Below are 26,049 nucleotides of genomic sequence, written 5' to 3' on the forward strand. Positions count from 1 at the left end.
ACATAGAGCGGACAAGAGCGTCCGATTATCGGACGGATCAATTCGTAAAGTGGACACACCGCTCCTAAATGCGACACAGGAGGTCGTCATGCCGTACTACCGCAGCGTCGGGGAAGTACCGCGGAAACGGCACACGCAGTTCCGCACCCCGGAGGGTGGCCTCTACGCCGAGGAGCTGATGGGGCAGGAGGGCTTCTCGTCGGATTCCTCGCTGCTCTACCACCGGTACGCGCCCACCGCGATCGTCGCCGCCGAGGAGTTCGACCCGCCCGCCTGGACCCGGCTGCCCAACCGGCCGCTCAAGCCGCGGCACCTTCAGCCGCACAAGCTCGACAGCGCCGGGGCCGACCCGGTGCTGGGGCGCCAGCACCTGCTCGCCAACGAGGACGTCCGCATCTCGTACGTGCTGGCCGACTCCCCGTCGCCGCTGTACCGCAACGCGGTCGGTGACGAGTGCCTCTACGTCGAGGAGGGCACGCTGCGGGTGGAGTCCGTGTTCGGGGTGCTCGACGCGGTCGCCGGCGACTACGTCGTCATCCCCACCTCGGTGGTGCACCGGCTGGTGCCGCAGGGCCCCGTCCGGCTGCTCGCCATCGAGGCGACCGGGCACATCGGACCGCCGAAGCGGTACCTGTCGGTGCGCGGGCAGTTCCTGGAGCACTCGCCCTACTGCGAGCGGGACCTGCGCGGGCCGGGCGGGCCGCTGCTGGTCGAGGGCACCGACGTCGAGGTGCTGGTGCAGCACCGGCGCGGCTGGACCCGCCACGTGTACGCGCAGCACCCGTTCGACGTGGTCGGCTGGGACGGCTGCCTCTACCCGTGGGCGTTCTCGATCCACGACTTCGAGCCGATCACCGGGCGGCTGCACCAGCCGCCGCCGGTGCACCAGACGTTCCAGGGGCCGAACTTCGTGATCTGCTCGTTCGTGCCGCGAAAGGTGGATTACCACCCGTTGGCGATCCCGGTGCCGTACAACCACCACAACGTGGACTCGGACGAGGTGCTGTTCTACACCGGCGGCGACTACGAGGTGCGGCGCGGATCCGGTATCGCGCAGGGATCGCTGTCGTTGCACCCTTCGGGGTTCACCCACGGCCCGCAGCCCGGGGCGGCCGAACGGTCGATCGGGGCCGAGCGGTTCGACGAACTGGCTGTCATGGTGGACACGTTCCGCCCATTGGACCTGTGCGAGCCGGGGCTTTCCTGCGAAGATCCCGGGTATGCCTGGACGTGGTCGGGACGACCACCCGCGTGACGCGCTGACAGATCGCGTCACGGACGTTTAGGGCGTTGGACGGTTCGTACTATTCGGACCCGTCTAACGCCCTAGTGCCATTCCACCGAAGGTACTACCCACACCCTCGGCACCGCGTCCGGTAAGTGACAAAGCCTTACTTTTAATGTTCCAGACATAGATGTTAAGTAGCATCATGTCGACTCGCAGATGAATTCGGCCGCACATGTCGCCAGTTCATAGACGTGTATCCGCAAGACCGGCACTCTCAGTGGGGAGCTGACAGTGACTACCGTCCAAGTCGGAGCGAATTCGCCTTCCACGGCGGCCGCGCCCGCGCGCAAGGCTGCCGTGGGGACCGCCTCGGTGAAGCCGCAGGTGAGCGTCCGCTCAGGATGGGAGTCCAGGTACGTCAAGAGCCTGGTGCTCGGCGACGGCGCGGTCGGCCTGGTCGCGGCGCTGGTGGCGCTGCGGCTCACCTTCGGCCGGACCGAGCTGGAGGAGTACCTCTACTTCAGCTTCTCCGTCCCGGTCACCTGGATCGTGACGCTGTTCTGCACGCGCGCCTATGACCGCCGCTATCTGTTCGTGGGTAACGACGAGTACCAGCGGGTGCTGCGCAGCGGGCTGATCCTGGCCGCCGCGATCGGCCTCGGCTCGTACGCGCTGCACCTGGGCGTGGCCCGGGGCTACGTCGTCATCGCGGTGCCGATCGTGACGTTCCTGGGCCTCGTCAGCCGCTACCTGCTGCGCCGCCGCCTGCACCACGCCTGGGCCGACGGCAAGTGCCTGCGCCGCGTGGTCGTGGTGGGCCACGAGAGCTCCGTCATCGAGCTGACCCGCCAGCTGCGCCACGAGCGCTACCACGGCCTCGGCGTCGTGGCCGCGTGCGTGCCGGTGCTGCGGCCGGGCACGCCGCTGGCCGACATGGGCATCCGGGTGTACAACACCATCCGCGAGGTCCCGGCCGTGGTGCGCGACGCCAACGCCGACACCGTCGTGGTGCTGACCTGCCCCGAGCTCGCCGGCGCCGAGCTGCGCCGCCTGGCCTGGCGGCTGGAGCAGTCCAACGTGGACCTGATGGTGGCCAGCGCGCTCATCGACGTGGCCAACAGCCGTACCACCATCCGGCCCGCCGACGGCCTGCCCATGCTGCACCTGGACCACCCGCGGTTCTCCGGCTCCCGGCACTTCGTCAAGGACGTGGTCGACCGGGTCGGCGCGGCGCTGCTGCTGCTGGCCTTCTCGCCGCTGCTGCTGTTCTGCGCCCTGGCGATCCGCCTGCCGCGCGACTCCCGCGGGCCCGTCTTCTTCAAGCAGATCCGGGTGGGCCAGAACGGCAAGGAGTTCCCCATCTTCAAGCTGCGCTCGATGTACGTCGACGCGGAGCAGCGGCTGTCGCAGCTGACGCACCTCAACGAGAGCAGCGACGGCGTGCTGTTCAAGATGCGCAACGACCCGCGCGTCACCCCGATCGGCCGGTTCCTGCGCCGCTACTCCGTCGACGAGCTGCCGCAGCTCATCAACGTGCTGCGCGGTGAGATGTCGCTGGTCGGGCCGCGCCCGCCGCTGCCGAGCGAGGTGGCCAGCTACCCCGCCGACATGCACCGGCGGCTGGTGGTCAAGCCGGGCCTGACCGGCCTGTGGCAGGTGTCCGGCCGCGCCGACCTGTCCTGGGACGAGTCGATGCGCCTGGACCTGCGCTACGTGGAGAACTGGTCGCTGACGCTGGACCTGGTGATCCTGCTGCGTACCTGCACCGCGGTGCTGCGCTCGTCCGGCGCGTACTGAACCGAAGCGAAGCGAGAGGGGCGTCCGGGCCTGGCCCGGACGCCCCTCTCGTTGTCTGCCGGCTCAGCCGAACGGGGCGGTGAGCACGTAGGCGCTGCTGGCGAGCTGGCGGAACGCCTCCGCCGCGGACGGCTCGCCGTCGAGGGTGGTGTCGTAGAAGGGCTTCTTGTCGGTCTTGCCGCTGAAGTAGACGACCGCCTTGATCTGCGGCTGGGTATCGAGCACCTGGCGCATCTCGTCGAACCAGGCCGCCCGCTGCCCCTCGCCCTCCTTCTCCACCCCGAACTCGCCGATGATCAGCGGCCGCGGGTGCTGGCGGGCGAACTCCATCACCGGCGCCATCATCTGCGTGAAGCTGGCCATCTGCTCGTCGGGGTAGACGTCGGCGCAGATCCAGTCGACCTGGTCGTCGCCCGGGTAGTACGGCTGGGCGCGGCCGTCGACGAAGCCGTCGGCGTGCGGGCACCAGACGAAGCCCGCGTTGGTGGCGCCGACGTCGGTGAAGATCTTCCGGACGTGCTTCCAGGCCGCCACGAAGTCCTCGGGCGAGTGCACCACCGTCTGGAGGTTCGGCCGGTCCATCTCCCAGCGGTAGCGCAGCAGGATCGGCGCCCGGAACGCGAGCACCGCCTCGGCGCGGCGGCGGATCTCGTCGTCGTACACCCCGGTCAGCAGGGACCGGGTGTCGGTGCCGGCCCACGACAGCAGCAGCAGCTTGCCGCGGTGCGCCAGCTCGTAGTCGTACGTCGACGGGAAGTCCTCGCGCCACGGGTGGAACGAGTGGGCGATGGCGAGCTCTCGCCCGATCGCCTGCTCGAACGCGCCGATCGCGTCGAGCCGGTCGCCGGTGCGCTGCGGCGCGTCGACGTACGCGCCGAACCAGGCGCCGTCGGCGGGCACCTGCGGGCCGCGCCCGGTGGTGGTGAACGGTCCCGCCGAGGGCGGCGGCAGCGCGTTGAGCGTGCTGCGCGGGCGGGCCGTCCTGGACGGGACATCGTTGTCAGGCGCCGGCGTGCACGCGCCGACGCCGACGGTCAGAGCCAGGATCAGCCCGACCGCCGGAATTGCTCTCCTCATCGCAGTGTCTTCTCCCCGGAGACTGCTCTTTCCCCCGACAACAGACTCTCCGGCTGCGGCTCGGGTTCCGTCGCCGCGCGCGCCTTCGCGCCACGGCGGCGCAGCCCGCGCAGCCCGGCCAGCTGGAGTGTCTGCCGGTTGTACCAGACGAGTGCCGCGTACGCGACCACGGCGACGAGCACCGCGGCCACGTCCACCAGCACATGGGCGCCGAGCACCGCGCGGGCCGCCAGCGGGATGCCCGCGAAGCAGCCCACGGCCGAGCCCATGGCGATGAACCCGGCCCGGCACAGCGGTGACAGCTGGTGCCGCACCTGCAACTGCACCAGCGGCAGCAGGTTCTTCAGCAGCAGCGCCGCGGCCCAGCCGAGCGCGGCGCCGAGGATGCCCAGGCGCGGGATCAGGATCAGGTCCAGCACCACGTTGACGGCCAGGGCCAGCATGGTCTGGAAGAACGCGACCCCGGTGTTGCCCGCCATCTCCTGCACCGTGGAGACCATGCCGCACGCGGTGGCCACCAGCATCGCCAGCGACAGCACCACGCCGACCCGGCCGGCGGTGGCCCCGGCGGCGTAGCCGTCGCCGAAGACCGCCATCAGCTGGGCGCCGAAGATGGCCCACAGCAGGTAGAACGGCCACATCAGCGTGATCAGCCAGGTGGTCGTCATCTTGTACATCTGGTTGGCCTCGTCGTGGCGGTCCTGCGCGAGCAGCCCCGAGAACCGGTGCTGCACCGCCGTCGCCAGCGACTGGCCGCCGAGCTGCCCGATCACCAGGAAGCGCGTCGCCGCCGTGTACAGGGCGGCGTCGACCGGGCCGCGCAGCGCGGCGATGAGGACCACGTCCAGCCGCTGTAACGCGAGCTGGGCCAGGCCGGTGCCGGCCCGCGGGGTGCTGTAGCGCCAGAACCGGCTCCAGTCGGCCCGGTCCGGCGGCTGCGGCCGCGCGCCGCCGCGTTCGGCGGACCGGCGCAGGCGCAGCGCCCACACCAGCGCGATGGCGACCCCGAGGGCGTACGGCAGGACCCAGGACAGGGCCAGGGCCACCGATCCGCTCAGCCCCGCCGCGAGCACCGCGCCCGCGCCGACCAGCTGCAACCCGGGGCGCAGCACCCGGTCCACCAGCACGTGCGGGCGGGTGGTGCCCAGGCCCCGGCCCACGGCCAGGAAGACCGAGGTCAGTGCGGAGGCGGGCAGGAACACCGCGAACACCCGCACCGCCGCGACCGTCCCGGACGGGGCGTCGGGCAGCGTCGTCTCGACGAACCAGGGCGCGGCGAACCACAGGCCCACGGCCAGCACGAGGCTGGCCGCGGCGACGGGGGCGGCGGCCACGCGCACCGTGGCCCCGATCCGGTCGGTCGCGCCGGTCACCCGCTGCTGGGCGAGCAGGTACACCACGCCCGTCTCCGCGCCGAGGACGGCGGCGGCGGACAGGATCAGGAAGACCGAGGTGAGGCTGAACAGCACCCCGGCGACGTCGGCGGCGAAGCCGCGGGTCACCACGACCGTCAGCGCCAGCCCGGCGACCGCGGAGACGCCCGCGCCGACCAGGTTGAAGATGCCGGTGCGCATGATGCGGCCGCGGTCGACGCCGTACGTCCCCTGGTGTGCGGGAGCCTCGGTGCTCATCGGCGCCAGCTGGGCGTACGCCCGAGCCAGGCGGCCAGCCGCTCGTCGTACGGCCGGAAGTGCTCCTCCAGCCGCTGCTTCAGCTCGTCCGACATCGGGGTGCGCGAGCGGGCGTTGTGCTGGTCGTGCACGATGCCGGCCACGTCCGGGATGTCGAGGAACCGGCAGACCTCGGCGAACGCCGGCTGCGGCTCGGCGAAGTAGTCCTCGCTGTCGATCACGAGCAGCCGCTCGCGGCCGACCAGCGACTCCAGGTGCAGCAGCTGGTCGATGTACTCGCCCCGGCCGAGGTGGGCCAGGTGCCGTACCGCGTGGCTGTGGTAGCTCGGGTCGGCCTTCATCCGCTCCCGCTCACCGGCCATGCGCTGCGGCTCCAGCTCGACGGCGCGCTCGAAGGTCTCAGTCTCGAAGCCGCGGGCGTACTCGTGCGACCAGCCCGAGTAGGCACGGCCGACCGGGTCGCGCAGCAGCACGATGAGCTTCACGCCGGGCAGGTCCCGGGCGATGCGCTCCGGCGCCAGCGGGTGCCACATGTAGTAGGGGCTGGCCTCGCCGGTGATGACCCGGTGCCCGGAGGCCTGCTCCAGCCGGGCCGCCTTCGACCGGCTCGGGAAGTGGCCCTGGAACCAGCGGTGCCCGCGCTGGTAGTCCATGTCGAAGTAGTGCACGCCCTTGCGGAAGCGCGCCGGCAGGAACGACGGGTGCTGCACCAGCGCCTTGTGCAGCGACGTGGTGCCGCCCCGCTGGGTGCCCACGATCAGGAACGACGGGGTCATCCGCCGGTCCGCCGTCAACCGCCCCGCCGAGCGGGCCAGCACGCCCGCCTGATGCGACAGGATCTTCCGTACGCGGCTAGTCGCCATCGTTTTCCTCCCCCACCTGGCTCTGCCCCGCCAGAGCCGCCCAGTCTTCTCCCAGTCCGGCCAGCGCCGGCCTGATCCACTCGTCCACCCGGCCCATCGGCGTGCCGAAGCCGTCCTGCCGGTCACCGAGATAGCGGCTGCCGATCTCGGTGAAGTACAGCGCCGCCACCGCGGGGGCGACGTCGGCGTCGACCCCGAACGGCGCCAGCAGCGCGCCCGCGCGGGCGGCCACGTCGGCCGCGGCGACCGCCGGGACCGCGCCGTGCACGGTGACCGCCTCGTGCAGCTCGAAGTGCAGCACGTCGTAGCCGACCGGCACGTCGGCGGTGAACCGCTCGAAGTCCCACAGCAGCACCTCGCCGCCGCGGATCGACATGTTGCCGCCGTTCCAGTCGCCGTGCCAGCAGCCGTACGACAGCTCGGCGCCGGCGCAGGCGGCCAGCACGGCCCGCATCAGGTGCGCGGCGGGACGCTCGCCCAGCGCGTCGACCTGCGCGGCCAGCCGGGCGGCGTACGAGCCGCCGCCGAAGCGGCCGGTGGTCACGCCGTGCACCCGCGCCAGCGAGCGCATCGCGGCGACGGTGCCCTCGGCCGGGTCGAGCTGCGCGCCCGCCCCGCGGCCCCAGACCGGCAGCGCCTTCATGACCAGCAGCTGGGCATCGCCCCAGGTGCCGAAGTGCAGCAGCTCGGGGATGCGCGCGGGGGCGAGGTCGCGGCCGGACAGCGCGGCCAGGGCGGCGTGCTCGTCGCGGATCAGCCTGGTGGTCAGCTCGTTCACGCCGACCTTGGCGTACGCGACGGTGTGCGCCTGCGCGTCGATGAGCTGGAGCACCGGCTTGCGGTTGGCGCGGGGCGGCCCGAACCGCACGCTCATGCGCACCGGCGTGCCGACCACCTCGCTCAGGTGCTCGGCCAGCGTGCCGCCGCGGCGGACCGCGACCTGGTCCCGGAAGACCAGGCCGCCGACGCCCGTGGCGAAGACACCGGAGAGCACGCGCTGGCGCAGCCGGTCCTTGGCCGAGCGGGGCGCGCTGGTGTGGCTGATCGCCGCGCTCGCGGCGCGCCGGTCGCCGTGCGGCACCAGCAGCCGGGGCGATCCCGCGTTGGGGACCACGGTGTAGGTCTCGGCCGCACCGGGCGCGCCGCGGCCGACGAAGACGTCGCCGGAGGAGTCGCCGCCCAGCAGGCGGCCTAGTTCGTGCAGGTAGCTGCTGCTCACCGATACGCCTTCGTCGTCTCGTTGCGCCACATCAGGCCCAGTCCGGCCATCATGATCACCAGGGTCATGCCGCCGGAGTTGTAGATCGTCATGAACCACAGCGCCAGCGGGGCGACCAGCCCGCCTGCGATGCCGATCCAGGAGTGCTCGCGCCGGAACCGCCAGCCCATCCACGCGAAGAACAGGATGTACAGGCCGGCGCCGACGAACCCCTGCGTGACCAGCAGCGACCAGAGCTGGCCGTCGCTGCCGATGTCGCGGTTGCCGCACTGCTCGCAGCTCGCGCTCTGGCCGATCGCGATCGAGCGCTCACTGCCGATGGTCTCCGCCTGCCCGCCGTACCCGATGATCGGCGAGCCCCAGGCGGCGGTGACCGCCGCGCCGTTGAGCGAGGCCCGGCCCTCGTTGGAGTGCGGGGTGTTGATGCGCTCCATCACCGTGGTGCCCAGCGGGGTGGTCAGCGTGACGATGCCGACCAGGGCGACGCCGACCATGACGCCGACGACCGGCAGGATGCTGCCGCGGATCGCCAGCCGCACGGTCAGGTACGCCACCGCCAGCCCCAGCCCGAGCCACATGCCCCGGTTGAGCGAGAACACCGTCGGCACCATCGACAGCACCAGCACGCCGATCGCCCAGAACCGCCGCCACAGCGACTTGGTGCGGTGCAGCGCGGCGATGAGGAACCAGGGCAGCAGCAGCACCAGGCACTGGCCCCAGGTGTTCGTGTACTGGAACGGCGCGGCCGGACGCGGCCGGGGCGCCTCCTCCAGGATGCTCTGCCACTGCGACAGCTCGATCTTGACCGACGAGCGGACGAAGCCGTTGTTGATCAGGAACTTCGGCAGCACCTCGGCCAGCGGCGTGGTGATCGCGAAGCGCGGCAGCACCATGCCGGCCAGGCCGCCGATGACCAGCACCACGAACAGCGTGGCCAGCATCTTCACGACGCGCTTGGTGGGCAGCTCCCGCTCGGTGAGGTTGCCGATGTACAGCAGCACCACCCCGGCCGCGGCCAGGTCGGACATGCGCTGCGCGTACGCCAGGAACCGGCCGAGGCCCATCTCCGGCGCCAGCGCGTGCGGCGGCGTGGCACCGAGCATGGTGGCGCTGACCAGCCCGAGGAACAGCAGCAGCGCCCACAGCGCGAACGGGCCGGGCATCTTGACCCGGCCGCGCCGCAGCAGCTCCAGCGCCATCGGGACCGCCAGCAGCGGGATCCAGACCAGCGTCAGGCCGAGCAGCCAGCCGACCGGGTACAGCACGATCATGGCGAACAGCGCCCACTCACGCAGCGGCATCGGATCGCGCTGCCGGCGGCGGTAGCCGAGCAGCGGCGGCGGGGCCAGCGCGCGCGGCGGCGCCGCCGCCACCCCGCGGATCGACGACGGCTCCGACTCGGGCGTGCGCAGGGGTGAAGCAGTGGTCACGACACGGTCACCTTCGCGGCGGCAGGCAGCAGCAGCACCCAGGTCGGTCCGGTGGCCAGCCGCACCAGCGACTCCGCCGGGCCCAGCAGGTTGAGCGCCGAGTCCAGGCCGCCGACCTTGCTCCAGGTGCCGGTGACGGACTGCCCGGCGCCGAAGACGCGCACCGCGCCGGTCCCGGCCGGATCGGGCAGCGACACGGTCCGGTGCAGGGCGTTGACCGCCTTCTGCTTGTACGGCACGGTCAGCAGCACCAGGTTGGCCGCCGCGACCGGCACCCCGCCGACGGTGGTCTGCCAGCGCCTGGTGGTCTGGTCGAAGCGCCAGGTCAGGGCCGCGTGCCCGGCCACCTGCACGGTGACCGACGCGGCCGGTTCGAGCCCGGTCGCCGACAGCGACTCGCCCCGCTGGGCGTACTGGAACAGCGGGGCGGGCAGTGCGGCCGCCGAGGGGGCGGGCGCCTGAAGGCTCGCGGCGTTCGCGTACGTACGGCCGGAGGCGGTGGTGAACGCCGCCTTGCGGCTGGCGGGGGTGCCCGAGGCCAGGTTCGTGGACTTCAGCGTGTCCAGCCAGCCCTGCGCCACCGTGTGGTCGTGGGCGACGAACGGGCGCAGCTGGTTGAACAGCTTCAGATCACCCGGGCGCACCGCCGCGACCGGGCCGACCTTGGTGGCGGCCTGCGACTGGTACACCCCGACCGCGCGCAGCAGGCTGCCCTCGGCGAAGTCCAGCCCGACCAGGTCGGCCAGGTCCAGCCCGACCGGCGCGGCGGCGCCGGTGCCGACCTCGATCGGCACCAGCACCGAGGTCTTGGCCGCCGTCGCCTCATCGGTCTCGGCCCCGGTCAGCGGGGCCCTGGGCAGCAGCGGCGAGGGGGAGGGCAGGCTGAAGGAGGGCCGGGCGCTGGGGGCGTCGCCGGCCTTGGTCGGGTCGTCGATCGAGCAGCCTGAGGCCAGGAACGCGACGGCGGCCAAGGCGCCGGCGTACGCCCGCAGCGTCCGGCTCATCGCGCGTCGGCCGAGGACTGGCCCGAGCCGCCGCGGCGCTTGGTGCCGGTGGGCTGCGTGCCGATGGGCTGGGTGTCGTTCTCGTCCGCGCCGGGCTGCCAGAAGGCGATCGGCTCGAACTCCTCCGACGCGGCCGGGACCCGGTCCATCACCATCGTCATGTCGTGGTCGCGTGCCGGGGGCAGCTGGACCGGCTGCGGTGCGGTCAGCTGCGGTGCCGCGGCCGGAGCCTGGCGGAACTTGCGGCTGTTGCGGGCCGAGCGCGGATTGCGCACCACCAGCAGGCCCGCCAGCGGGCCCTGGACCCGGGCGATCTGCTCGATCGAGGCCTCGACGTCACCGATGCGGGCGGCGCGGGTCTCGACGACCAGCAGCACCGCCGCGGCGATCTCGCTGAGCGCCTGCGCGTCGACGGCGTGGCTCGGCGGCGCCGTGGCCACCAGCACCCGGTCGGCCCGCTCCTGGATCTCGCCGAGCAGCTGGGAGACCACGGCGACGGGCAGCTCGACGCGCGGGTCGAGGTGGCCCGGGGTGAGCAGCGAGACGTTGTGGATCGTCGAGACCTTGGTCAGCGCCCGGTCCAGGTCGGCGGTGCCGGCGATGACGTCGCCGAGGCCGACGGACGGGTTGACGCCGAGCAGGCCCGGCAGGAACGACTGCGGGTCGGTGCAGACCACGACCACGCGCTCGCCGGAGCGGGCGAACGCGGCGGCCAGGTTCGCCACGACGAACTCGACCGCGCCGCCGCGGGCGGCGCCGCAGATGAGCAGCGCGTCGGTCGGCGAGGGGCGGCCGCCGCGGACCGTGCCCGCCGCGACGCGCAGCGTGTTGCGCAGCAGGCTGAACTCGCGGCCCAGATGGCTGGCCGCGTCGGCGACCGTCACCTTGTCCCGGTTGCGCTGCAGCTCCAGCAGGATCGGCACGTCGACGAGGTACGGCAGCTGGCGGCTGTTGTAGATGCGGCTGTCCAGGCGGTCGAGCACGAGCGCGCCGGCCAGGCCGAGCAGCAGGCCGATGGCGACACCGCTGATCAGGTACAGCTTGAGGTCCGGTTTGGCCGGGGAGTCGGGCCTGTTGGCAGCAGAAAGGATATTGCCCGGTTTGACCACCGAAGCCAGCAGCGGGATCATGCGGGTGTTCATGGTGTTGATCTGCTGCGTGAGGATCTGCTGCTGCTGCACCGCCTGCTGGCGGTCGACCGAGTTGTTCGGCAGGGCGGCGATGCGGCCCGCGACGTCGTTCAGCTGCTTGGTCAGGCCGGAGATGTCGTCCTTGAGCGAGGCGGTCTGCTGCTCGATGCTCTTGGTCGCGTCGGCCGCGCGCTGGTCCAGGTATGCCTGCGCGAACGCCTGCGAGCCCGCCTGGGCCTCGCTCGCCGTCGGCGCCTCGAACGCGATCGCCAGCACCGAGGTGTTGGCGGGCACGGTGACCGTGGTCCGCTCGACCAGCTGGTCTACCGGCGTCGAACTGCCGAGCAGGTGCTGCGCGGCCTCGCCGACGGTGGTGGAGCGCACGACCTGGGACTCGGTGTCGAGGTTCACCTTGACGGAGGTGTCGAGGCCGACCTGGAGCACCAGCACCTTGGTCTCGGAGACGTAGACCTTCTCCTGGGTGGCGGCGACCACGAGGCCGCCCACGCCGCCCACGAACACGGTGAACGCGACCAGCCACCACCGGCGCACCAGCCAGCCGACGTAGTCACCGATGGATGCCGACTGCACCGAGGGTGAATTACTTGCCATGTGCTCCCCTTGTTCACAACCTGTTGACACTCGGCCGTCGATGTCCGGCGCGGCTGCGAGTGGCCACACGCAGGCGGTCATCCTAGGTAGACAGGGTTTCACGCTAGTCACCGGCTTGCATCACCCGGTCAGCCAAACGGCCACTTCTGTTCAGACCGGAGTTATTGGACGCGGCAGTGGCGGTTGACACGGTCGATTCCGCCATCATCCGAACAGATCGCCCGCCGGTTAAACCGCAGGTCATGCCCTGGTGACCGAAATACGTACTGGCAGAAGGTGTTCGATGTCGGTCTACCGACAGTACACCGAGGCGAAATGTTAAAAGGTGCCGTTAAGCTGCGGTCGTCTCTGGGAGAGGAAACTGGGATGGCCGAACGAAAACACGCCCGACACGTCCTTCTGGTCGGTTCGTCCGGTGGCCACCTCGCGCAGCTGTACGCGTTGCAGCCGTGGTGGACCGACCGGGCCCGCACCTGGGTCACCTTCCCCACACCCGACGCGCACAGCCTGCTGGCTGAGGAGAATGTCGTCTACGCCCACTATCCGACGACTCGCAACATTCCCAACCTCCTGCGCAACTTCCTGCTGGCGTTCGGCGTGATGCGGCGCACCCGGCCCGACGCGGTCATCACGACCGGCGCCGGGGTCGCGCTGCCCTTCTTCGTGCTGGCCAAGCTGCGGCGCATCCCCACGGTGTACATCGAGGTGTACGACCGGCTGGAGACCCGCACGCTGACCGCGCGGCTGTGCCGCCCCTTCACCTCGCGCATGCTGGTGCAGTTCACCCAGCAGCTGTCCCTCTACAAGGGATCGACGCTGGTGGGGCCGCTGCTGTGACCGCGCCCGACATCCGCACCCAGCACCTGACCGTCCCGGCGCCCCGGCGGCACGAAAGCACCCAGACCGGACGCGCACCGCTGCTCGTCGTGGTCGGCACCGACGTGCACCCGTTCGACCGGCTGCTGAACTGGACCGCCCGCTGGGCCGAGGAGAACGGCGTGCCCTGCGTCATGCAGTACGGCTCGTCCACTCCGCGTGATCTGCCCGGCTCGTCCGCCTTCTTCGACCACGCCACGCTCGGTACGCGGCTGCGCGAGGCCGGGCTCGTGGTCTGCCACGGCGGCCCGGCGACCATCACCGAGGCCCGCCGCGCCGGGCACATCCCGGTCGTGGTGCCGCGCGACCCGACCCTCGGCGAGCACGTCGACGACCACCAGCAGCGCTTCGCCGCCCACATGGGCGAGGCGGGCATGGTCCGGCTGTGCCGCACCGAGGAGTCGCTGCGCGCGGTGCTCGACGCCGCCCTGGTCGAGCCCGAGGCGCTGCGGCTGGACACCGCCGAGGCCGGTGCCGAGTCGGCCGCCGCCGTGCGGCGCGTGGGCGACATCATCGACTCGCTGGCGGCCCGCCTGCCCAGCCGGCACTCGGCCGACGACGTGCGGGTGCTGTTCATCGGCGGCTGGGGGCGCAGCGGCTCCACGCTGACCGACCGGCTGCTCGGGCAGGCGCCCGACGTGTGCGCGGTCGGCGAGGTGACCCACACCTGGGAGCGGGCGCTGCGCGACAACGAGCGCTGCGGCTGCGGCGTGCGGTTCCGCGACTGCGACTTCTGGGGCAAGGTGGGCGAGGTCGCGTACGGCGGCTGGGACACCCTCGACGTGGAGCAGGTGCTCGCGCTCAAGCACCGGGTCGACCGGATGCGGTTCGTGGCGCGGCTGGCGCTGCCGTTCTGGGCCACCCGCCGCAAGAACGACCTGCGCACGTACGGCGAACTGCACCGCAAGCTGTACCGGGCGGTGGCCGAGGTGTCCGGCACCTCGGTGGTGGTCGACTCCAGCAAGCACGCCTCGCTGGCGTTCGCGCTGCGCCACGCCCGCGGCATCGACTTCCGGGTGCTGCACCTGGTGCGCGACGGCCGCGCGGTGGCGTACTCGTGGAGCCGCGAGGTGCTGCGGCCGGAGATCGTCGACGCCGAGGTGTACATGCCGACGTACTCGACGGTCAGCTCGGGCCTGCACTGGCTGGTGCACAACGCGCTGTTCCACCTGCTCGACTGGGTGGGCACCCCCGTGCTGCGGATGAGGTACGAGGACTTCATCGCCTCCCCGGCCGACAGCCTGCGCCGCATCCGCGGCTTCGCCGACCTGCCCACCGGGAAGATGGACCTGCTCGACCGCCCCGCCGCCACCGCCGAGGGGCTGCCCACGGCGCAGCTGGCCGCGACGCACACCGTCGCGGGCAACCCGATGCGCTTCACCACGGGTTCGGTGACGCTGCGGCTCGACGCCGCCTGGCGGGCCAAGCTCGCCGCCCGCAAGCGCCGCGTGCTCAGCCTGATCACCTGGCCGCTCCGCGCCCGCTACGGCTACCTGGACTGGAGAAAGAAATGACCGCCAAGGTCTCGGTGGTGGTGCCCACCCGCAACCGGCCCGAGCTGCTGGCCAAGGCCCTCGACGCCATCCTCGGGCAGGAGTACCCCGGCCCGATCGAGGTGATCGTGGTCTTCGACCAGAGCGAGCCCGACCTGTCGCTGCGCCGTGACGACCCGCACCGCGAGGTGCGCGTCATCACCAACGCGCGCACCCAGGGCCTGGCCGGCGGTCGCAACACCGGCATCGGCGCGGCCACCGGCGAGCTGGTGGCGTTCTGCGACGACGACGACGAGTGGCTGCCCGGCAAGCTCGCCGCGCAGGTGGCGCTGCTGGACGCCCGGCCGGAGTCGGAGCTGTGCTGCATCGGCGTGGTCATCGACTACGACGGCCGCGACGTGGAGCGGACCCTCGGCAAGGACAGCATCACGCTGCCGGACCTGCTGCGCGACCGGCTGACCGAGCTGCACCCGTCGACGTTCCTGTTCCGGCGCGCCGCGCTGGTCGACGGGATCGGCCTGGTCGACGAGAACATCCCGGGCAGCTACGCCGAGGATTACGAGCTGCTGCTGCGCGCGGCGCGGCGGGCCCCGATCGCCAACGCGCCGGGCGCGCTGGTGCGGGTGCGCTGGCACCGGCAGTCGTACTTCACCGCGCGCTGGGCGACGATCGCCGAGGCGCTGCAGTGGCTGCTGGAGCGGTACCCGGAGTTCGACAGCGCGCCGCGCGGGCACGCCCGCATCACCGGGCAGATCGCGTTCGCGCAGGCCGCGGGTGGGCACCGCAAGGACGCCATCCGGTGGGTACGCAAGACGATCCGGCACAGCCCGCGCGAGGCGCGCTCGTACCTGGCGCTCGCGGTGGCCACGCGGCTGGTCTCGGCCGATTCGGTGCTGCGCAAGCTGCACAAGCGCGGCCGCGGCATCTGAGCGGTGACAGACGGGCGGGGCCGGGGATCAGATCCCCGGCCCCGCCCGTCTCTCAGGTCACCGGTCGCAGAAGTCGCGCCACGCCCGCTGCGAGACCGCGTCCCGCAGGCGGAAGTCCGCCGTCGACCAGTTGATGTCGAAATACGTGATCCATAGGGCCTTGCCAGCGATCGCCTTGCTCGCCATCGAGGTGAGCCAGGCCGCCCGGCCGCTGCCGGAGTCGCCGGTGATCTTCGCGCTGCCCATCTCGGCGATGCCCCACGGCTTCTTCTCCCCGTCGGAGATCGCCTGCACCCGGCCGACCAGGTCGTCGGCGCTGGTGTACTTCTTCTTGTCCCAGTTGTAGACGTCCCAGCCGAGCACGTCGATGACGTCGCCGCCCGCGTAGTAGTCGCGCCACTTGCGGCCCGACTGCGACATCAGGGTCCAGTCCATCAGGACCAGCGTGGCGTGCAGCTTCGGGTTGCCCGCCTGGTCGGCCAGGCCCGCCAGGCGGCGCCAGGCCGCCCGGTAGTCGGCCGCGGTGAAGACGCCGGACTCGATGTTGTCCTCGGGCTCGTGGTAGTAGACCCAGTACACGTCGCGGTCGCGCGGCGCGTTGGCGAACCAGCTGCGCAGGTACGAGTCGCGCGAGCCGTTCAGGATGTCCTTGGGCGAGTACTTGAACGACACGATGACGGTGCGCTTGGCGTTGCCGGCGCTGCCCGGCCAGTTGGCCGGCGCACCGGGGTAGAACACCCGGGCCGCCTCCATACCGCCGAAGTAGCCGTCCTCGCGCGCCAGCGCCTGCGTGTACGACTCGCCGTTCTCCTGGTAGAAGGAGGCGCCGCACAGGGTGCTGCCGGTCGGCAGGTCGGGCGGCGTCCCGCTGCCCGCCGACGGGGTGGCCCCGGGCGAGGCGGACGGGTCGAGCGACGCCCCGGGCGACGGGGTGCCCGACGGCTTGCCGCTGGGCCCCGGGCTCTCGCGGCCCTGGACGGCCTCGCGCATCTCCCGCTCGGTCGCGGTCGACTCGATGTACGTCACCTCCAGCACCGCCCGGCCCTCACCGTGCTCCCCGGCGTAGAGGGTGAGCGGCTTGCTGTCGCTGGCGTTGGTGACCGCGAAGGAGTACTGCGTCGCGGTCGGGACCGGCTGGGCCAGCGGCCCGATCGCGCCGTCGACGTTGAAGGTGAGCAGGTTGGCCTCGGAGACGGCCGGGTTCTCGTTGAGCACCTGGCCCAGACCGGGGCGGTGCGCGTAGGCGAGGTCCTTCTCGGTCCAGTCGCTGGACAGCACGGTGCGCACCTTCACGTGGCCCGGCGGCTTGCCCTCGGCCTGCACCAGCAGCGACATGGCGGCGATGCGGTAGCCGGCCGGGATGGGCACGTCGAACTTGAGGTACGACACGGCGTAGTAGTCGGGCTTGGAGACGGCGACCAGCTTGTCCTCGGCACCGAAGACGTTGTCCGGCTGCTCGCGTACGACGTACGTGTCCTCACTGACCTTGATCTTCAAGGTCGTCGTCGCGGGCGGGTCGTCCCCGCCTGTCACGAGCACCACCACCGCGGTGCCGATGAGCGCCACGCCGACGACGGTCGCCGCGATCGCCGCCACGAGCATCCGGCCGCGCGGCAGTCGCGCGGGCCGGCGTCGCTGCGGCCGACGTAAGCTCCGCGGCGGGGGCGCGTTTCGAAGGGTCCGGTCTGTATAGGCCACGGTCAGACTCCGAGCATTTCCAGCGGCAGGCGCCGCGTTGAGGGATGGTGCACGGCAGCCTTGTGCGGCGCCACCGCGGATGAGCACCCGCAGCGCGCCGCACAGTTCACCACCGATTGTCGATCACGCATTCGTGACCGTTGATCGAAATCGCTTCCGATCAGTGCTACGGCAATGGGAAGAAGGCGATCCTTCCATGGAACTCGCCATGAACTGTATCGGTGTCGCTGGCTATCCACAGTCCGGACGCCGTCGCGTAGATGTCCTCGGTGCCCACACCCCGGTCCTTGCCCGGGTTCCAGGCCAGGGCCTTGCCGGTCGCCGGGTTGATCGCGCCGACACCCTCGGCGGGGACGGCCCCCGGACCCGCGTCGTTGTGCCCCTGCGGGTTGTCCAGCCAGCGCTGGTGGCCGCCCACGTAGACGGCGGCGCCGGCCACCGCGACCGACAGCAGCGTGTCGCGGCCGGTGTAGTTGACCCAGGTCGGCTGCTTGCCCGAGGTCGCGGTGCCGAAGTCCCAGCGGGCCGCGGTGTCGCACAGCGCGCCGGTGCGCCCGCCGCCGCTGGTCACCACGGCGAACCAGGTGCCGTCGGCGGAGATGTCGACGCCCCGCAGGTACGTCGGGAACGTGTCCAGGCACTGCTCGCGGTAGCGGATGGTGGTCCACGGCGACAGCGTCGCGGCCGCGCCGGTGAGGTTGACCACGGCGATCTGCTCGCGCAGCTGGCCCGCGACCCGGCTGAAGTTGCCGATGATCACCAGGCGGGTGCCGTCGGGCGTCACGTCCAGGCCGGTCACCTTGATCGCCGAGGTGACCCCGGCGGTGGTGACCCGGGCGACGTCCACGTTGACGTTCAGGAAGTCGTCGCGGGCGCCGGTGGCGGCGTTCAGCGCGGCCAGGGCGCGCCGGGTGGCCCCGCCGACGGTCTGGAACCTGCCGCCGATGATGAGCCGGTTGCCCGACAGCTTCATGTCGTCGACGCCGCCCGCGATGTCCGGGACGGTGAAGCCCGCCCAGGAGGCGCCGGTGGCCGCGTTGACGCGTTCCACGCCGCGCGAGCGCACGCCGTTGACGTTGGTGAAGTCGCCCGCGATGTAGAGCGACTGCCCGTCCGGCGCCGCGGCCAGCGCGCGCACCGCACCGTCGACCACCGGCTTGAAGGTGGTGTCGAGGGCGCCCGTGGTGGCGTTGAAGGCGAACAGGCGGCGCTGCGTGGTCACGGTGCCCGAGTTGGACGGCCGGACCGAGTTGAACGAGCCGCCGACGTAGACGCGGTTGCCGATGGCGAGGATCTTGTAGGCCGTGCCGTCGAGGGCGTGCGGCGTCCAGTTGACCGGGTCCTGCCCGACCAGCCTGGTGTGTTGCGCCGACACGGCCGAGGCGGAGGCGCCCAGGGCGACCGCGACCAGCGTCGTCACCGAGGTGAGCGCGGCGAGCGCGAGGCGCCGCCGACGCCCGTGGCGTACCAGTGAGAACCCAGACATGGTTCGGATGCTGCCAGTTCACAGATGTTAAGGCTGTCGCCGAACCGACCCGGGAGCTGCCGTAACCATTGCCGCAAAAAGGGACTAGCTGCACAAACTGGGACACCAAATAGGACTATAAGCCGCACACTGCGCCGAAAGTCGGCCGGATGGACCGGTTCCGGCGGCCCGGTCGGGTCCGGAAACGTGCCGGACCGGCCACCAGGTGGTGGCCGGTCCGGTTACTACGTCAGGTGCTGCGTCAGCCGCGGATGAACGCGCCCGGCGAACGCCAGTCGACCCCGTCGATCGCCGGGCCGCTGACCGCGACCGCGGAACCGCTGAAGGCCGTACCGTCGAACGCCCGCTTGATCAGGCGGCTGTCCGGCGCGCTGCGCGACCAGTACGCGTACCCGCCGGAGATGAACAGCACCCCGGAGGTGTTGGTCAGGTTCTCCAGCGCGCTGGTCGTGCCGCTGCCCGCGATCGAGAAGCGCTGCGACCCGGCGATGCCGCTGTCCGGGCTGAACCAGCGCCAGAACAGGTTGTTCGACCCGGCGATGGTGTAGAAGAGCTTCCCGTTCAGGAAGAACATGCTGCGCACGTTCGGCAGCTCGGTGTAGAGGTTGGTCTTCACCCCGGCGTACGTGACGCTGGTGGTGTCCTTCTCGTCCACCGGCACCGTGTCCCAGTACGGGTTCGAGTGCGGGTTGAGCAGCGTCGCCGGACCGAAGTTGGTGCCGTCGAACGTCCGGACGTACATGTTGCTGTCGGACATGCCGTAGAACAGCTTGTTGCCGACCAGGAACGCGCCACGCAGGTTCGCCCACACCGTGCCGTCGGCGCCGCCGACCGCGGTGAGCGCACCGGCCACGGTGCCGTTGTACGACCGCTTCGCCACACCGCTGCCGGTGCCGGCGCTGGTACGGATGATCTCGATCGCCTCGACGCCCGGGTTCTGCACCACGTGCGTGAAGTCGATGTTGACCGTGCCGTCGCTGGTCACCGGGAAGGCCAGCTTGTGGCCCACCTTGTAACCGACCTGCGCCACCGTGTCGTAGTCGTCGGCGACCAGGGTGCCGTCGATGCTGATGTCGAAGGTCCGGTCACCGGGCAGGTGGTAGAGCCAGTCCCGCGCGACGAAGTAGAGGCGGACCTCCACCTGCGTCCCGGCGGTGACCGGGAACGACCAGCTCATCTCCGGTGCGGCCGCGGCGTCGTACCGCTGGTCGTTGAAGACCTCCAGCGGGGTGCTGGCCGCCACGGAGCCGTCCAGCGAGATCGCGTTCGACGTGATCGAGTTAACCGAGCTGCCCGTGTTGTGGTACGTGCTCGGCGCCGCAGCGGTGTCCGCGGACCAGGGCAGCAGCCCGTCGTTGGCAGCCACCTCGGGACCGCCGGCGTTGACGCGGAACAGCACGTCGTTGGCCGGGATGCTCACCGTGTTGTTCGGGAAGAACACGTCGGTCGGCAGGTCGCCCACCGTCCAGGACGGCGGCGTGTAGCCACCGGCCAGCGGGAAGTACGCGATCCGGCCCCGCTTGTACTCGAAGTTGCCGATGTACTCGGTGTCGGAGCCGACGTAGAGGCCGTCCTCGGTGGCGTACAGCGCCGAGGCGCCGATGCCGCGCGGGTGGCGGCCGGGGTTCCACGCCTGCGGAACGCCGTTGACCGGCTCCAGCGCGGCCAGGCCGGGACGGGCCACGGCACCCTGGCGGGCCCGGTCGGCACCGTCGCTGTTGTTCATCCAGCGCTCGTGGCCGCCGACGTACACCGAGGCGCCGGTGATCGCCACCGACAGCAGGGTGTCGCCACCGGTCCAGTCGACCCAGGTCGGCTGGAGGTTGGTGCCGGTCGCCGACGTCTCCCAGCGGGAGGCGCTGTCGCACAGCACCGTGTTGCCGTACGGCCCACCGGTGTTGACGACGACGAAGTAGGTGCCGTCCGGCGAGATGTCGACGTCGCGGACCCACTTGTCGAACGCGTTGCGGCTGCACACGTCGTCGAACCGGTTGGTGTGCCAGTTGGCGATGGTGGCGGTCGGCCCGGTCAGGTCGAGCATGACGACCTGGTCGTAGTCGCCGCCGTTGGCCGTCTTGAAGTTGCCGATGACGACGGCCTTGGTGCCGTCCGGGGTGATGTCCAGGTCGGTCGCGCCGACCGCGGAGTTGGCCCCGGTGCCGTTGTAGTTGTGGTGCCCGGTCAGCGAGATGTTCGCGTACGGGTCGTAGGCGCCCGTGGCCGCGTCCAGCGTCACCAGGCCGTTGCGGGTGATGACCTCAGTGGCGGTCGTCACGGTCGTGAAGAAGCCACCGACCAGCAGCCGGTTGCCGAACTGCTTGACCGTGTTCACCGCGCCGTTCAGCGACGGCGCCTTGAACGAGTTCACCACCGAGCCGTCGGTCGTGTTGAGCAGCACCAGCCGGCTCCAGCCACCCGCCTGGACACCGGTGAACCGGCCGCCCACGTAGATGGTGTTCGGGGCCGGGCCCGGCATCACCTGAACGACCTCGTCGTTGATGTTCGGGCTAAACGCCGGATCCACCAGACCGGTGGTGGCGTCGAACGCGAACAGCCACGGCTTGGCGTACACCGTTCCGGTGCCGCGGTCGGTCACGCCCGTGAACGTGCCACCGGCGAACACCTTGTTGCCCACCTTGAGGATGGTGTTGACGGTGCCGTCGTTGATGTTCGGGGTCGCCGTCGACGGCACCGCCGACGGCAGGCCGGTGTGCACCGGCTGGACCGCCTGCGCTGGACCGATGCCAAGTAGCGTGATGGCCAGGGCGGACAGCCCTGCCACCGAGGTGCGACTAAGCCTTCGCACAGTTTTCTCCCACCCAGCACATAGAAAGGGGTCGGCGTCGGCCGACCAACGCCCAAACGCGACCAGGCTCGCGGGGCGGCAAACGCTAAACCTGAAGCTTCCGTTAGCACGCTGCGGCAGGCAAGAGGGAGTGCGGCAATGTGACTGTTCGGCCGAGCCGCGCACACCACCCCGGTCTGCCTGGCCATATGATCGCCATCTTGCGACAGGCCGCCGGTCGTCCGAGGTCAGGCACCTGTCGTCGTGACGCGCACAACAGCCATTCCCGCTATCGACTCCACGACAGTGAACCGTCGTGCGAGCCGTCTCGAAAGGGCTGTCAGCATAGCGCCGACCCCGCCTCTATCGTCTAATTCGGAATCGCGTGGGCGCAGACTTGCGAAAACGCGGCAGAAATCGATTTACGGGAGGGCTTTGCGACCGTATCAGGCCGGCAGCACCAGCGCCACCGCGATCGCGGCGAGGCCCTCGCCCCGGCCGGTCAGGCCCAAACCGTCGGTGGTCGTGCCGGAGACGGTGACCGGTGCCCCGGCCGCCTCCGACAGCACCTGCTGCGCCTCGTCGCGGCGCTTGCCGATCTTGGGAGCCACCCCGATCACCTGGATCGAGACGTTCCCGATGGTGAAACCGGCCGCGCGCACCCGGCGGGCCGCCTCGGCGAGCAGGACCACCCCGGCCGCGCCGGACCACTCGGGGCGGTCGGTGCCGAAGTTGGCGCCGAGGTCGCCCAGGCCCGCCGCGCTGAACAGCGCGTCGCAGGCGGCGTGGGCGGCGACGTCGGCGTCGGAGTGCCCGGCCAGGCCGGGCGTGTCCGGCCAGTGCAGCCCGGCCACCCAGCAGGGGCGCTGGGGGTCGAAGGCGTGCACGTCCGTACCGATACCGACTCTCACTGCTGTTCCCGTTCCTTGACGATCACGGTGCCAGGGGCACGGCACCCGCTCCGAACCCTAGAACACCCCGCCCTCGATCATCCAAGTTGCCGGGCAATCGGGCGTATCTTGACCCCGCTTTCGCCCGGTTGCCCGGCAACTTGCGCGATCTTGGGGGCCCGGCGCCCGGTGCGCTCCCCGCGGCCCGGTGCTCAGGCCGGGGTGGTGGATGCGGTGTCGGAGTGGGAGAGGAGGGCCGCGGCGATGGCGAGGTCGAGGGGGCGGGTGATTTTGAGGGCGTGCTCGGAGCCGGGGACGCAGTGGACGGGCAGGCCGAGGCGCTCGACCATGCCGGCGTCGTCGGTGTGCTCCGAGGCGGCCTCGGCATGGGCCTTGGCCAGCACCGCGCGGCGGAAGCCCTGTGGGGTCTGCACCACGCGCAGGGCGGCGCGGTCGACCGTCTCCAACACGGTGTCGGTGCTGTCGACGCGCTTGACGGTGTCGACCACGGGCAGCACCGGGATGACCGCGTCGTGGCCCGCGCGCACCGCGGCGGCGACCGCCTCCACCAGCTCCGGCGGGGTGAGGGCGCGGGCGGCGTCGTGGACGAGCACGATGTCGAGCCCGGCGGGCACCGCCGCCAGGGCGTTGGCCACGGACTGCTGCCGGGTGGCGCCGCCGGCCACCACGGTCGCGGCGGGGACCAGCTCTCTGACGGCGTCGACCTGGTCGGCCGGAGCCGCGATGACGACCAGCGCGACCGACGGCGCCTGGGCCAGCCGCGCACACGCGTGCGCCAGCAGCGGGCGGCCGCCCAGCTCGCGCAGCGCCTTGGGGATGCCGCCGCCGAGGCGCAGGCCCTGGCCGGCGGCGGGAACGAGAACCGCGACGTCCCGATGCTGCGGGACGTCGCGGTCTTCGATGTGTGAGGACATTGCCGGTGGAACGGTCACGCTTCGGCGAGCACCTTGTCCAGGAGAACTTCAGCCCCGTCCTTGGTGCTCTTCTCAGCGAGCGCGACCTCGCCGACAAGGATGTCCCGGGCCTTGGCGAGCATCCGCTTCTCCCCCGCAGACAGACCGCGCTCCCGCTCGCGGCGCCAGAGGTCACGCACCACCTCAGCCACCTTGAGCGGGTTACCCGAGGCGAGCTTCTCGAGATTCGCCTTGTAACGCCGCGACCAGTTGGTCGGCTCCTCGGTGTGCGGAGCGCGGAGGACGTCGAAAACCTTGGACAGGCCCTCTTCGCCAACCACCTCTCGCACGCCGACGATCTCGGCGTTCTCGGCGGGCACCCGCACCGTCAGGTCACCCTGAGCAACCCGAAGGACGAGGTAAAGCTTTTCCTCGCCCTTGATGGTGCGGGTCTCGATAGCCTCGATGAGTGCGGCCCCGTGGTGGGGGTAGACAACGGTCTCGCCGACACTGAAATCCATAGGTACGAAACCCCTTTCGCTGTGTCTAGGGTAACACGGACGTGCCGTGCAGTCCCAGCCCGTCTTGCACAGTTAGCGCAGCTCACCCCTGTTGTGAGCCGTATTTCTTCTGCTTGACACAGCGGGCGCGACTTCGGTGCACTACGCTGAGTGACCGTTTATCCACTCATTGGCGCGACTGATGTCCGTTGTCCGTCTCGTCAACGAGACTCGATCTCCTCCGATGTTGCCACTGGCGTGATCGGTTTCGAAGCGCGACAGTAGAGGGACGCGGTGTTGCACGCGAGGAGCCGGCGATGGGCACGCTGGGAAACGGACTGCCCGACCTCCCGCCCGAGTGGGGTGAGGTCGTCATTCCGGATGATCCCGCGGAGCTGGCCGAAGAGGCCGTGAAGGTCCGCGCGGAACTCAAGCGGGAGGCACGGGCCCGGCGTCGGGCCGTACGCCGCGCCCGCTGGCGAAAGCGCCTGCACCTGCCCGAACGCATCGACGACCCCGAGGCGCCCTCGCTGGCGCTGCCGCTGCTGGTGCTGGCCGTCGCGGTCGTGATCACCCTGCTCAGCCTGGTGCTCATCGCCTGGCCGGGGCTGACCCGGCCGATCCCGCGGCAGCCCAACCCGGGCCCGCCGGTCGTGCCGGGCCCGTCCGTCTCCGCCCCGGCCTCGACCCCGCCGGGGACCCCGCCCGCCAGCCCCGCCGCAGGCTGAGCCCTCAGTACGTGGCGATCGGGTCGCCGACGACGGCGCGCACGTACGCCGAGCCGGAGTCGCCCAGCGCCTCGAAGACCACGGTCCCGCCGGTCGCGCCGCCGACGAACTCCAGCATGTACTGCTCGGCGGCGTCGCAGAACATCTCGAGCTGCTGCTGGTTCTCCCCGGTCACGGTCACCCGCACCACCGTGTTCCCGGCACAGACGATGCGCAGCCCCTGCCTGGTCGCGGGCGTCTCGAACCGGTGCCGCACCTGCTCGCCGGCCGTCAGCCGGAAATCGGCCGACGGCCGGCCCTTCTGGCCCGGCAGCTGGCTCAGGACCCGGTCGTGCCAGGTCTCGGGCGCGGCGGTCAGCACGCGCGGGATGATCGCCCAGCCGACGACCGCGGCGGCGACACCGTGCACCGTCGTGGTGACCTCCAGGGGGCGCTGGAGGTCCGGCACCAGCAGCGTCTGCTGCTGCCAGCCGAGACCGTCGGCGCAGGGCACCACCGCCTCCGGCAGCTGCACTCCCGGCCCGGCGAACGCCACGTGCACCGTGCCCTGGGCCGCTTCCGCCACGCAGCTCAGCCGCAGCTCGTGCGGGCCGCCGTTCAGGACGAGATCGCGCTGGAAGGGCACGTCGACGTCGAGCACCGACGGCTGGAAGACCTCGGCCGAGCCCATGCTGGGGCCCTGCACGATCAGGTCGGGCAGGCTGCGCAGCGCCTCCTCCAACTGCGGCGCCAGCGGCGAGGATGAGGATGAGGGTGCCGCGACCGGGGCCACTTCCGCCGGGGCGCTGCGGTGCCACCAGAAGGCTCCCGCCGCCAGCAGGATCGCCGTCACCACGACATAGGCGACGGTCGGTGCGCGACGAGGCTCCATATGCGGCGAGATTACCGATGACGCGCCACACTGGCCAGATGTCACCGCTGCGGCTGCTGCGCGCCTGCCACCCGCTGCCCGCCCTCGCCGTCACCGCGGTCAGCGGACTGCTGGCCGCCGGACTGGGTCACGACGCGCGCTCTGCCCTCCTGGTCGCGGGCACGGTCGGGCTGAGCCAGCTCGCCGTGGGCTGGACCAACGACGCCGTCGACGCCGGGCGCGACCTGGCCGTGGGACGGGCCGACAAGCCGCTGGCGGCGGAGCCGGGCGGGCGCCGTACCGTCGCGGCCGCCGCCGGGCTGGCCTCGGCCGCGACCGTCGCCGCCGCCCTGGCCTGGGGCTGGCCCGCCTCGGGCTGGTTCCTGCTGGCGTTCGCCTCGGCGCAGCTGTACAACTGGCCGCTCAAGGCGACCCCGGCCTCGATCGTGCCGTACCTGGTCTCGTTCGCGGCGCTGATCGAGTTCATCGGGACGGCCCGGCCCGGATCGGCGCCCGCGCCCGGCTGGCTGGTGCTCGCGGCCGCGCTGCTCACCGGCGCGGCGCACCTGCTCAACGCGGTCCCCGACCTGGCCGACGACGCCGCCACCGGCGTACGCGGCCTGCCCCAGCGGCTCGGCGCCCGGCGCAGCCTGCTGCTGGCCACGGCGCTGCTGATCGCCACCATGGTCGTGCTGATCGCCGGGGCGCGGCCGCCGCTGTGGGCCGGGCTGGTGGTTTCGGTCACGGCGATCGCGATGGTCCCGATCGGCCGGTACGCCACCCCGCGCACCGCCTTCCGCGCGCTGCTCGGCCTCGCCCTGGTGGACGTGCTGGTGCTGGTCGCCGCCGGGGTGCTGTGAACAGCGGCGGGTCGGCGAGGGGCCGCTGATCGGCGGAGATTACGCTGAC

The 26,049-nt window shown here is 71.4% G+C and carries 21 protein-coding genes; 7 read left to right on the top strand and 14 right to left on the bottom strand.

The annotated features are described in order from the left end of the window. The first annotated feature begins 88 nt into the window (after window positions 1-88). Both Cs7R123_RS18520 and Cs7R123_RS18525 read left to right on the top strand, forming a co-directional pair. Window positions 89-1,255, top strand: a complete 1,167-nt coding sequence (locus Cs7R123_RS18520; protein WP_212828112.1) for a homogentisate 1,2-dioxygenase — start codon at window positions 89-91, stop codon at window positions 1,253-1,255. 357 nt (window positions 1,256-1,612) lie between these two features. Continuing rightward, window positions 1,613-3,025 (top strand): sugar transferase, encoded by a 1,413-nt coding sequence (locus tag Cs7R123_RS18525; protein ID WP_212828120.1) that lies wholly within the window; start codon window positions 1,613-1,615, stop codon window positions 3,023-3,025. Window positions 3,026-3,088: 63 nt separating this feature from the next. Here Cs7R123_RS18525 and Cs7R123_RS18530 read toward each other — a convergent pair whose 3' ends face one another. Genes Cs7R123_RS18530 through Cs7R123_RS18560 form a run of 7 tightly spaced genes read right to left on the bottom strand, consistent with a single transcriptional unit; the run spans window position 3,089 to window position 11,991 of the window. Beyond that, complete coding sequence (locus tag Cs7R123_RS18530) at window positions 3,089-4,102, bottom strand: glycoside hydrolase family 26 protein (protein WP_212828122.1); 1,014 nt, start codon at window positions 4,100-4,102, stop codon at window positions 3,089-3,091. Further along, a complete protein-coding gene (locus Cs7R123_RS18535) occupies window positions 4,099-5,733 on the bottom strand; it encodes a polysaccharide biosynthesis C-terminal domain-containing protein (RefSeq protein ID WP_212828124.1) in 1,635 nt (544 codons plus the stop codon). The genes Cs7R123_RS18530 and Cs7R123_RS18535 overlap by 4 nt, the downstream gene beginning before the upstream one ends. Continuing rightward, window positions 5,730-6,596, bottom strand: a complete 867-nt coding sequence (locus Cs7R123_RS18540; protein WP_212828125.1) for a sulfotransferase domain-containing protein — start codon at window positions 6,594-6,596, stop codon at window positions 5,730-5,732. The genes Cs7R123_RS18535 and Cs7R123_RS18540 overlap by 4 nt, the downstream gene beginning before the upstream one ends. After that, window positions 6,586-7,815, bottom strand: a complete 1,230-nt coding sequence (locus Cs7R123_RS18545; protein WP_212828126.1) for a phosphotransferase — start codon at window positions 7,813-7,815, stop codon at window positions 6,586-6,588. The genes Cs7R123_RS18540 and Cs7R123_RS18545 overlap by 11 nt, the downstream gene beginning before the upstream one ends. After that, window positions 7,812-9,245 carry an O-antigen ligase gene (locus tag Cs7R123_RS18550; protein ID WP_212828127.1) on the bottom strand — a complete coding sequence of 478 codons (1,434 nt, stop codon included), beginning with the start codon at window positions 9,243-9,245 and terminating at the stop codon, window positions 7,812-7,814. Before Cs7R123_RS18550 ends, Cs7R123_RS18545 begins: the two co-directional genes overlap by 4 nt. Beyond that, window positions 9,242-10,249 (bottom strand): DUF3048 domain-containing protein, encoded by a 1,008-nt coding sequence (locus Cs7R123_RS18555; RefSeq protein WP_212828128.1) that lies wholly within the window; start codon window positions 10,247-10,249, stop codon window positions 9,242-9,244. Before Cs7R123_RS18555 ends, Cs7R123_RS18550 begins: the two co-directional genes overlap by 4 nt. Next, entirely contained in the window at window positions 10,246-11,991 is a 1,746-nt protein-coding gene (locus Cs7R123_RS18560; RefSeq protein ID WP_212828129.1) for a lipopolysaccharide biosynthesis protein, read from the bottom strand. The genes Cs7R123_RS18555 and Cs7R123_RS18560 overlap by 4 nt, the downstream gene beginning before the upstream one ends. Window positions 11,992-12,357: 366 nt before the next feature. On the opposite strand from Cs7R123_RS18560, the gene Cs7R123_RS18565 reads away from it, so the two are divergent. Genes Cs7R123_RS18565 through Cs7R123_RS18580 form a run of 3 tightly spaced genes read left to right on the top strand, consistent with a single transcriptional unit; the run spans window position 12,358 to window position 15,289 of the window. After that, complete coding sequence (locus tag Cs7R123_RS18565; RefSeq protein WP_212828131.1) at window positions 12,358-12,828, top strand: UDP-N-acetylglucosamine--LPS N-acetylglucosamine transferase; 471 nt, start codon at window positions 12,358-12,360, stop codon at window positions 12,826-12,828. After that, window positions 12,825-14,381 (top strand): glycosyltransferase, encoded by a 1,557-nt coding sequence (locus tag Cs7R123_RS40225; protein ID WP_244871905.1) that lies wholly within the window; start codon window positions 12,825-12,827, stop codon window positions 14,379-14,381. Before Cs7R123_RS18565 ends, Cs7R123_RS40225 begins: the two co-directional genes overlap by 4 nt. Beyond that, the gene (locus Cs7R123_RS18580) at window positions 14,378-15,289 is read left to right on the top strand and encodes a glycosyltransferase family 2 protein (protein ID WP_212828133.1); all 912 of its coding nucleotides are present in this window, start codon (window positions 14,378-14,380) and stop codon (window positions 15,287-15,289) included. The genes Cs7R123_RS40225 and Cs7R123_RS18580 overlap by 4 nt, the downstream gene beginning before the upstream one ends. Before the next feature lie 57 nt (window positions 15,290-15,346). Here the strand turns inward: Cs7R123_RS18580 and Cs7R123_RS18585 are convergent, their stop codons facing one another. From Cs7R123_RS18585 to Cs7R123_RS18610, 6 genes are all read right to left on the bottom strand, one after another. Next, complete coding sequence (locus Cs7R123_RS18585; protein ID WP_212828135.1) at window positions 15,347-16,885, bottom strand: DNRLRE domain-containing protein; 1,539 nt, start codon at window positions 16,883-16,885, stop codon at window positions 15,347-15,349. Window positions 16,886-17,153: 268 nt separating this feature from the next. Further along, complete coding sequence (locus Cs7R123_RS18590) at window positions 17,154-18,473, bottom strand: hypothetical protein (protein WP_244871906.1); 1,320 nt, start codon at window positions 18,471-18,473, stop codon at window positions 17,154-17,156. A gap of 241 nt (window positions 18,474-18,714) precedes the next feature. Continuing rightward, entirely contained in the window at window positions 18,715-21,279 is a 2,565-nt protein-coding gene (locus Cs7R123_RS18595; RefSeq protein WP_212828136.1) for a malectin domain-containing carbohydrate-binding protein, read from the bottom strand. 425 nt (window positions 21,280-21,704) lie between these two features. After that, window positions 21,705-22,169 (bottom strand): 2-C-methyl-D-erythritol 2,4-cyclodiphosphate synthase, encoded by a 465-nt coding sequence (gene ispF, locus Cs7R123_RS18600; protein ID WP_212828137.1) that lies wholly within the window; start codon window positions 22,167-22,169, stop codon window positions 21,705-21,707. Window positions 22,170-22,360: 191 nt separating this feature from the next. Further along, a complete protein-coding gene (gene ispD / locus Cs7R123_RS18605; RefSeq protein WP_212828138.1) occupies window positions 22,361-23,083 on the bottom strand; it encodes a 2-C-methyl-D-erythritol 4-phosphate cytidylyltransferase in 723 nt (240 codons plus the stop codon). A 14-nt stretch (window positions 23,084-23,097) separates the two neighbouring features. Then, a complete protein-coding gene (locus Cs7R123_RS18610; RefSeq protein WP_120317389.1) occupies window positions 23,098-23,583 on the bottom strand; it encodes a CarD family transcriptional regulator in 486 nt (161 codons plus the stop codon). Between the two features lie 296 nt (window positions 23,584-23,879). Here Cs7R123_RS18610 and Cs7R123_RS18615 point away from each other — a divergent pair, with 296 nt between their 5' ends. Beyond that, window positions 23,880-24,290, top strand: a complete 411-nt coding sequence (locus Cs7R123_RS18615; protein ID WP_212828139.1) for a hypothetical protein — start codon at window positions 23,880-23,882, stop codon at window positions 24,288-24,290. Window positions 24,291-24,294: 4 nt separating this feature from the next. On the opposite strand, the gene Cs7R123_RS18620 is transcribed toward Cs7R123_RS18615, so the two are convergent. Further along, window positions 24,295-25,161 (bottom strand): hypothetical protein, encoded by an 867-nt coding sequence (locus tag Cs7R123_RS18620; protein ID WP_212828140.1) that lies wholly within the window; start codon window positions 25,159-25,161, stop codon window positions 24,295-24,297. A 38-nt stretch (window positions 25,162-25,199) separates the two neighbouring features. Between Cs7R123_RS18620 and Cs7R123_RS18625 the strand changes: the two genes are divergently transcribed. Next, the gene (locus tag Cs7R123_RS18625; RefSeq protein ID WP_212828146.1) at window positions 25,200-26,000 is read left to right on the top strand and encodes a UbiA family prenyltransferase; all 801 of its coding nucleotides are present in this window, start codon (window positions 25,200-25,202) and stop codon (window positions 25,998-26,000) included. Window positions 26,001-26,049 lie beyond the last annotated feature (49 nt).

This window comes from Catellatospora sp. TT07R-123, assembly GCF_018327705.1.
Lineage (GTDB): Bacteria > Actinomycetota > Actinomycetes > Mycobacteriales > Micromonosporaceae > Catellatospora.

Excerpts from the sequence above, each read along its gene's own strand:
- Cs7R123_RS18560 (WP_212828129.1), bottom strand. The coding sequence starts at position 11,991 with ATGGCAAGTAATTCACCCTCGGTGCAGTCGGCATCCATCGGTGACTAC.
- Cs7R123_RS18530 (WP_212828122.1), bottom strand. The coding sequence starts at position 4,102 with ATGAGGAGAGCAATTCCGGCGGTCGGGCTGATCCTGGCTCTGACCGTC.
- Cs7R123_RS18580 (WP_212828133.1), top strand. The coding sequence starts at position 14,378 with ATGACCGCCAAGGTCTCGGTGGTGGTGCCCACCCGCAACCGGCCCGAG.
- Cs7R123_RS18520 (WP_212828112.1), top strand. The coding sequence starts at position 89 with ATGCCGTACTACCGCAGCGTCGGGGAAGTACCGCGGAAACGGCACACG.
- Cs7R123_RS18625 (WP_212828146.1), top strand. The coding sequence starts at position 25,200 with ATGTCACCGCTGCGGCTGCTGCGCGCCTGCCACCCGCTGCCCGCCCTC.
- Cs7R123_RS18590 (WP_244871906.1), bottom strand. The coding sequence starts at position 18,473 with ATGTCTGGGTTCTCACTGGTACGCCACGGGCGTCGGCGGCGCCTCGCG.
- Cs7R123_RS18610 (WP_120317389.1), bottom strand. The coding sequence starts at position 23,583 with ATGGATTTCAGTGTCGGCGAGACCGTTGTCTACCCCCACCACGGGGCC.
- Cs7R123_RS18555 (WP_212828128.1), bottom strand. The coding sequence starts at position 10,249 with ATGAGCCGGACGCTGCGGGCGTACGCCGGCGCCTTGGCCGCCGTCGCG.
- Cs7R123_RS18615 (WP_212828139.1), top strand. The coding sequence starts at position 23,880 with ATGGGCACGCTGGGAAACGGACTGCCCGACCTCCCGCCCGAGTGGGGT.
- Cs7R123_RS18540 (WP_212828125.1), bottom strand. The coding sequence starts at position 6,596 with ATGGCGACTAGCCGCGTACGGAAGATCCTGTCGCATCAGGCGGGCGTG.
- Cs7R123_RS18620 (WP_212828140.1), bottom strand. The coding sequence starts at position 25,161 with ATGGAGCCTCGTCGCGCACCGACCGTCGCCTATGTCGTGGTGACGGCG.
- Cs7R123_RS18565 (WP_212828131.1), top strand. The coding sequence starts at position 12,358 with ATGGCCGAACGAAAACACGCCCGACACGTCCTTCTGGTCGGTTCGTCC.
- ispD (WP_212828138.1), bottom strand. The coding sequence starts at position 23,083 with ATGTCCTCACACATCGAAGACCGCGACGTCCCGCAGCATCGGGACGTC.
- Cs7R123_RS18535 (WP_212828124.1), bottom strand. The coding sequence starts at position 5,733 with ATGAGCACCGAGGCTCCCGCACACCAGGGGACGTACGGCGTCGACCGC.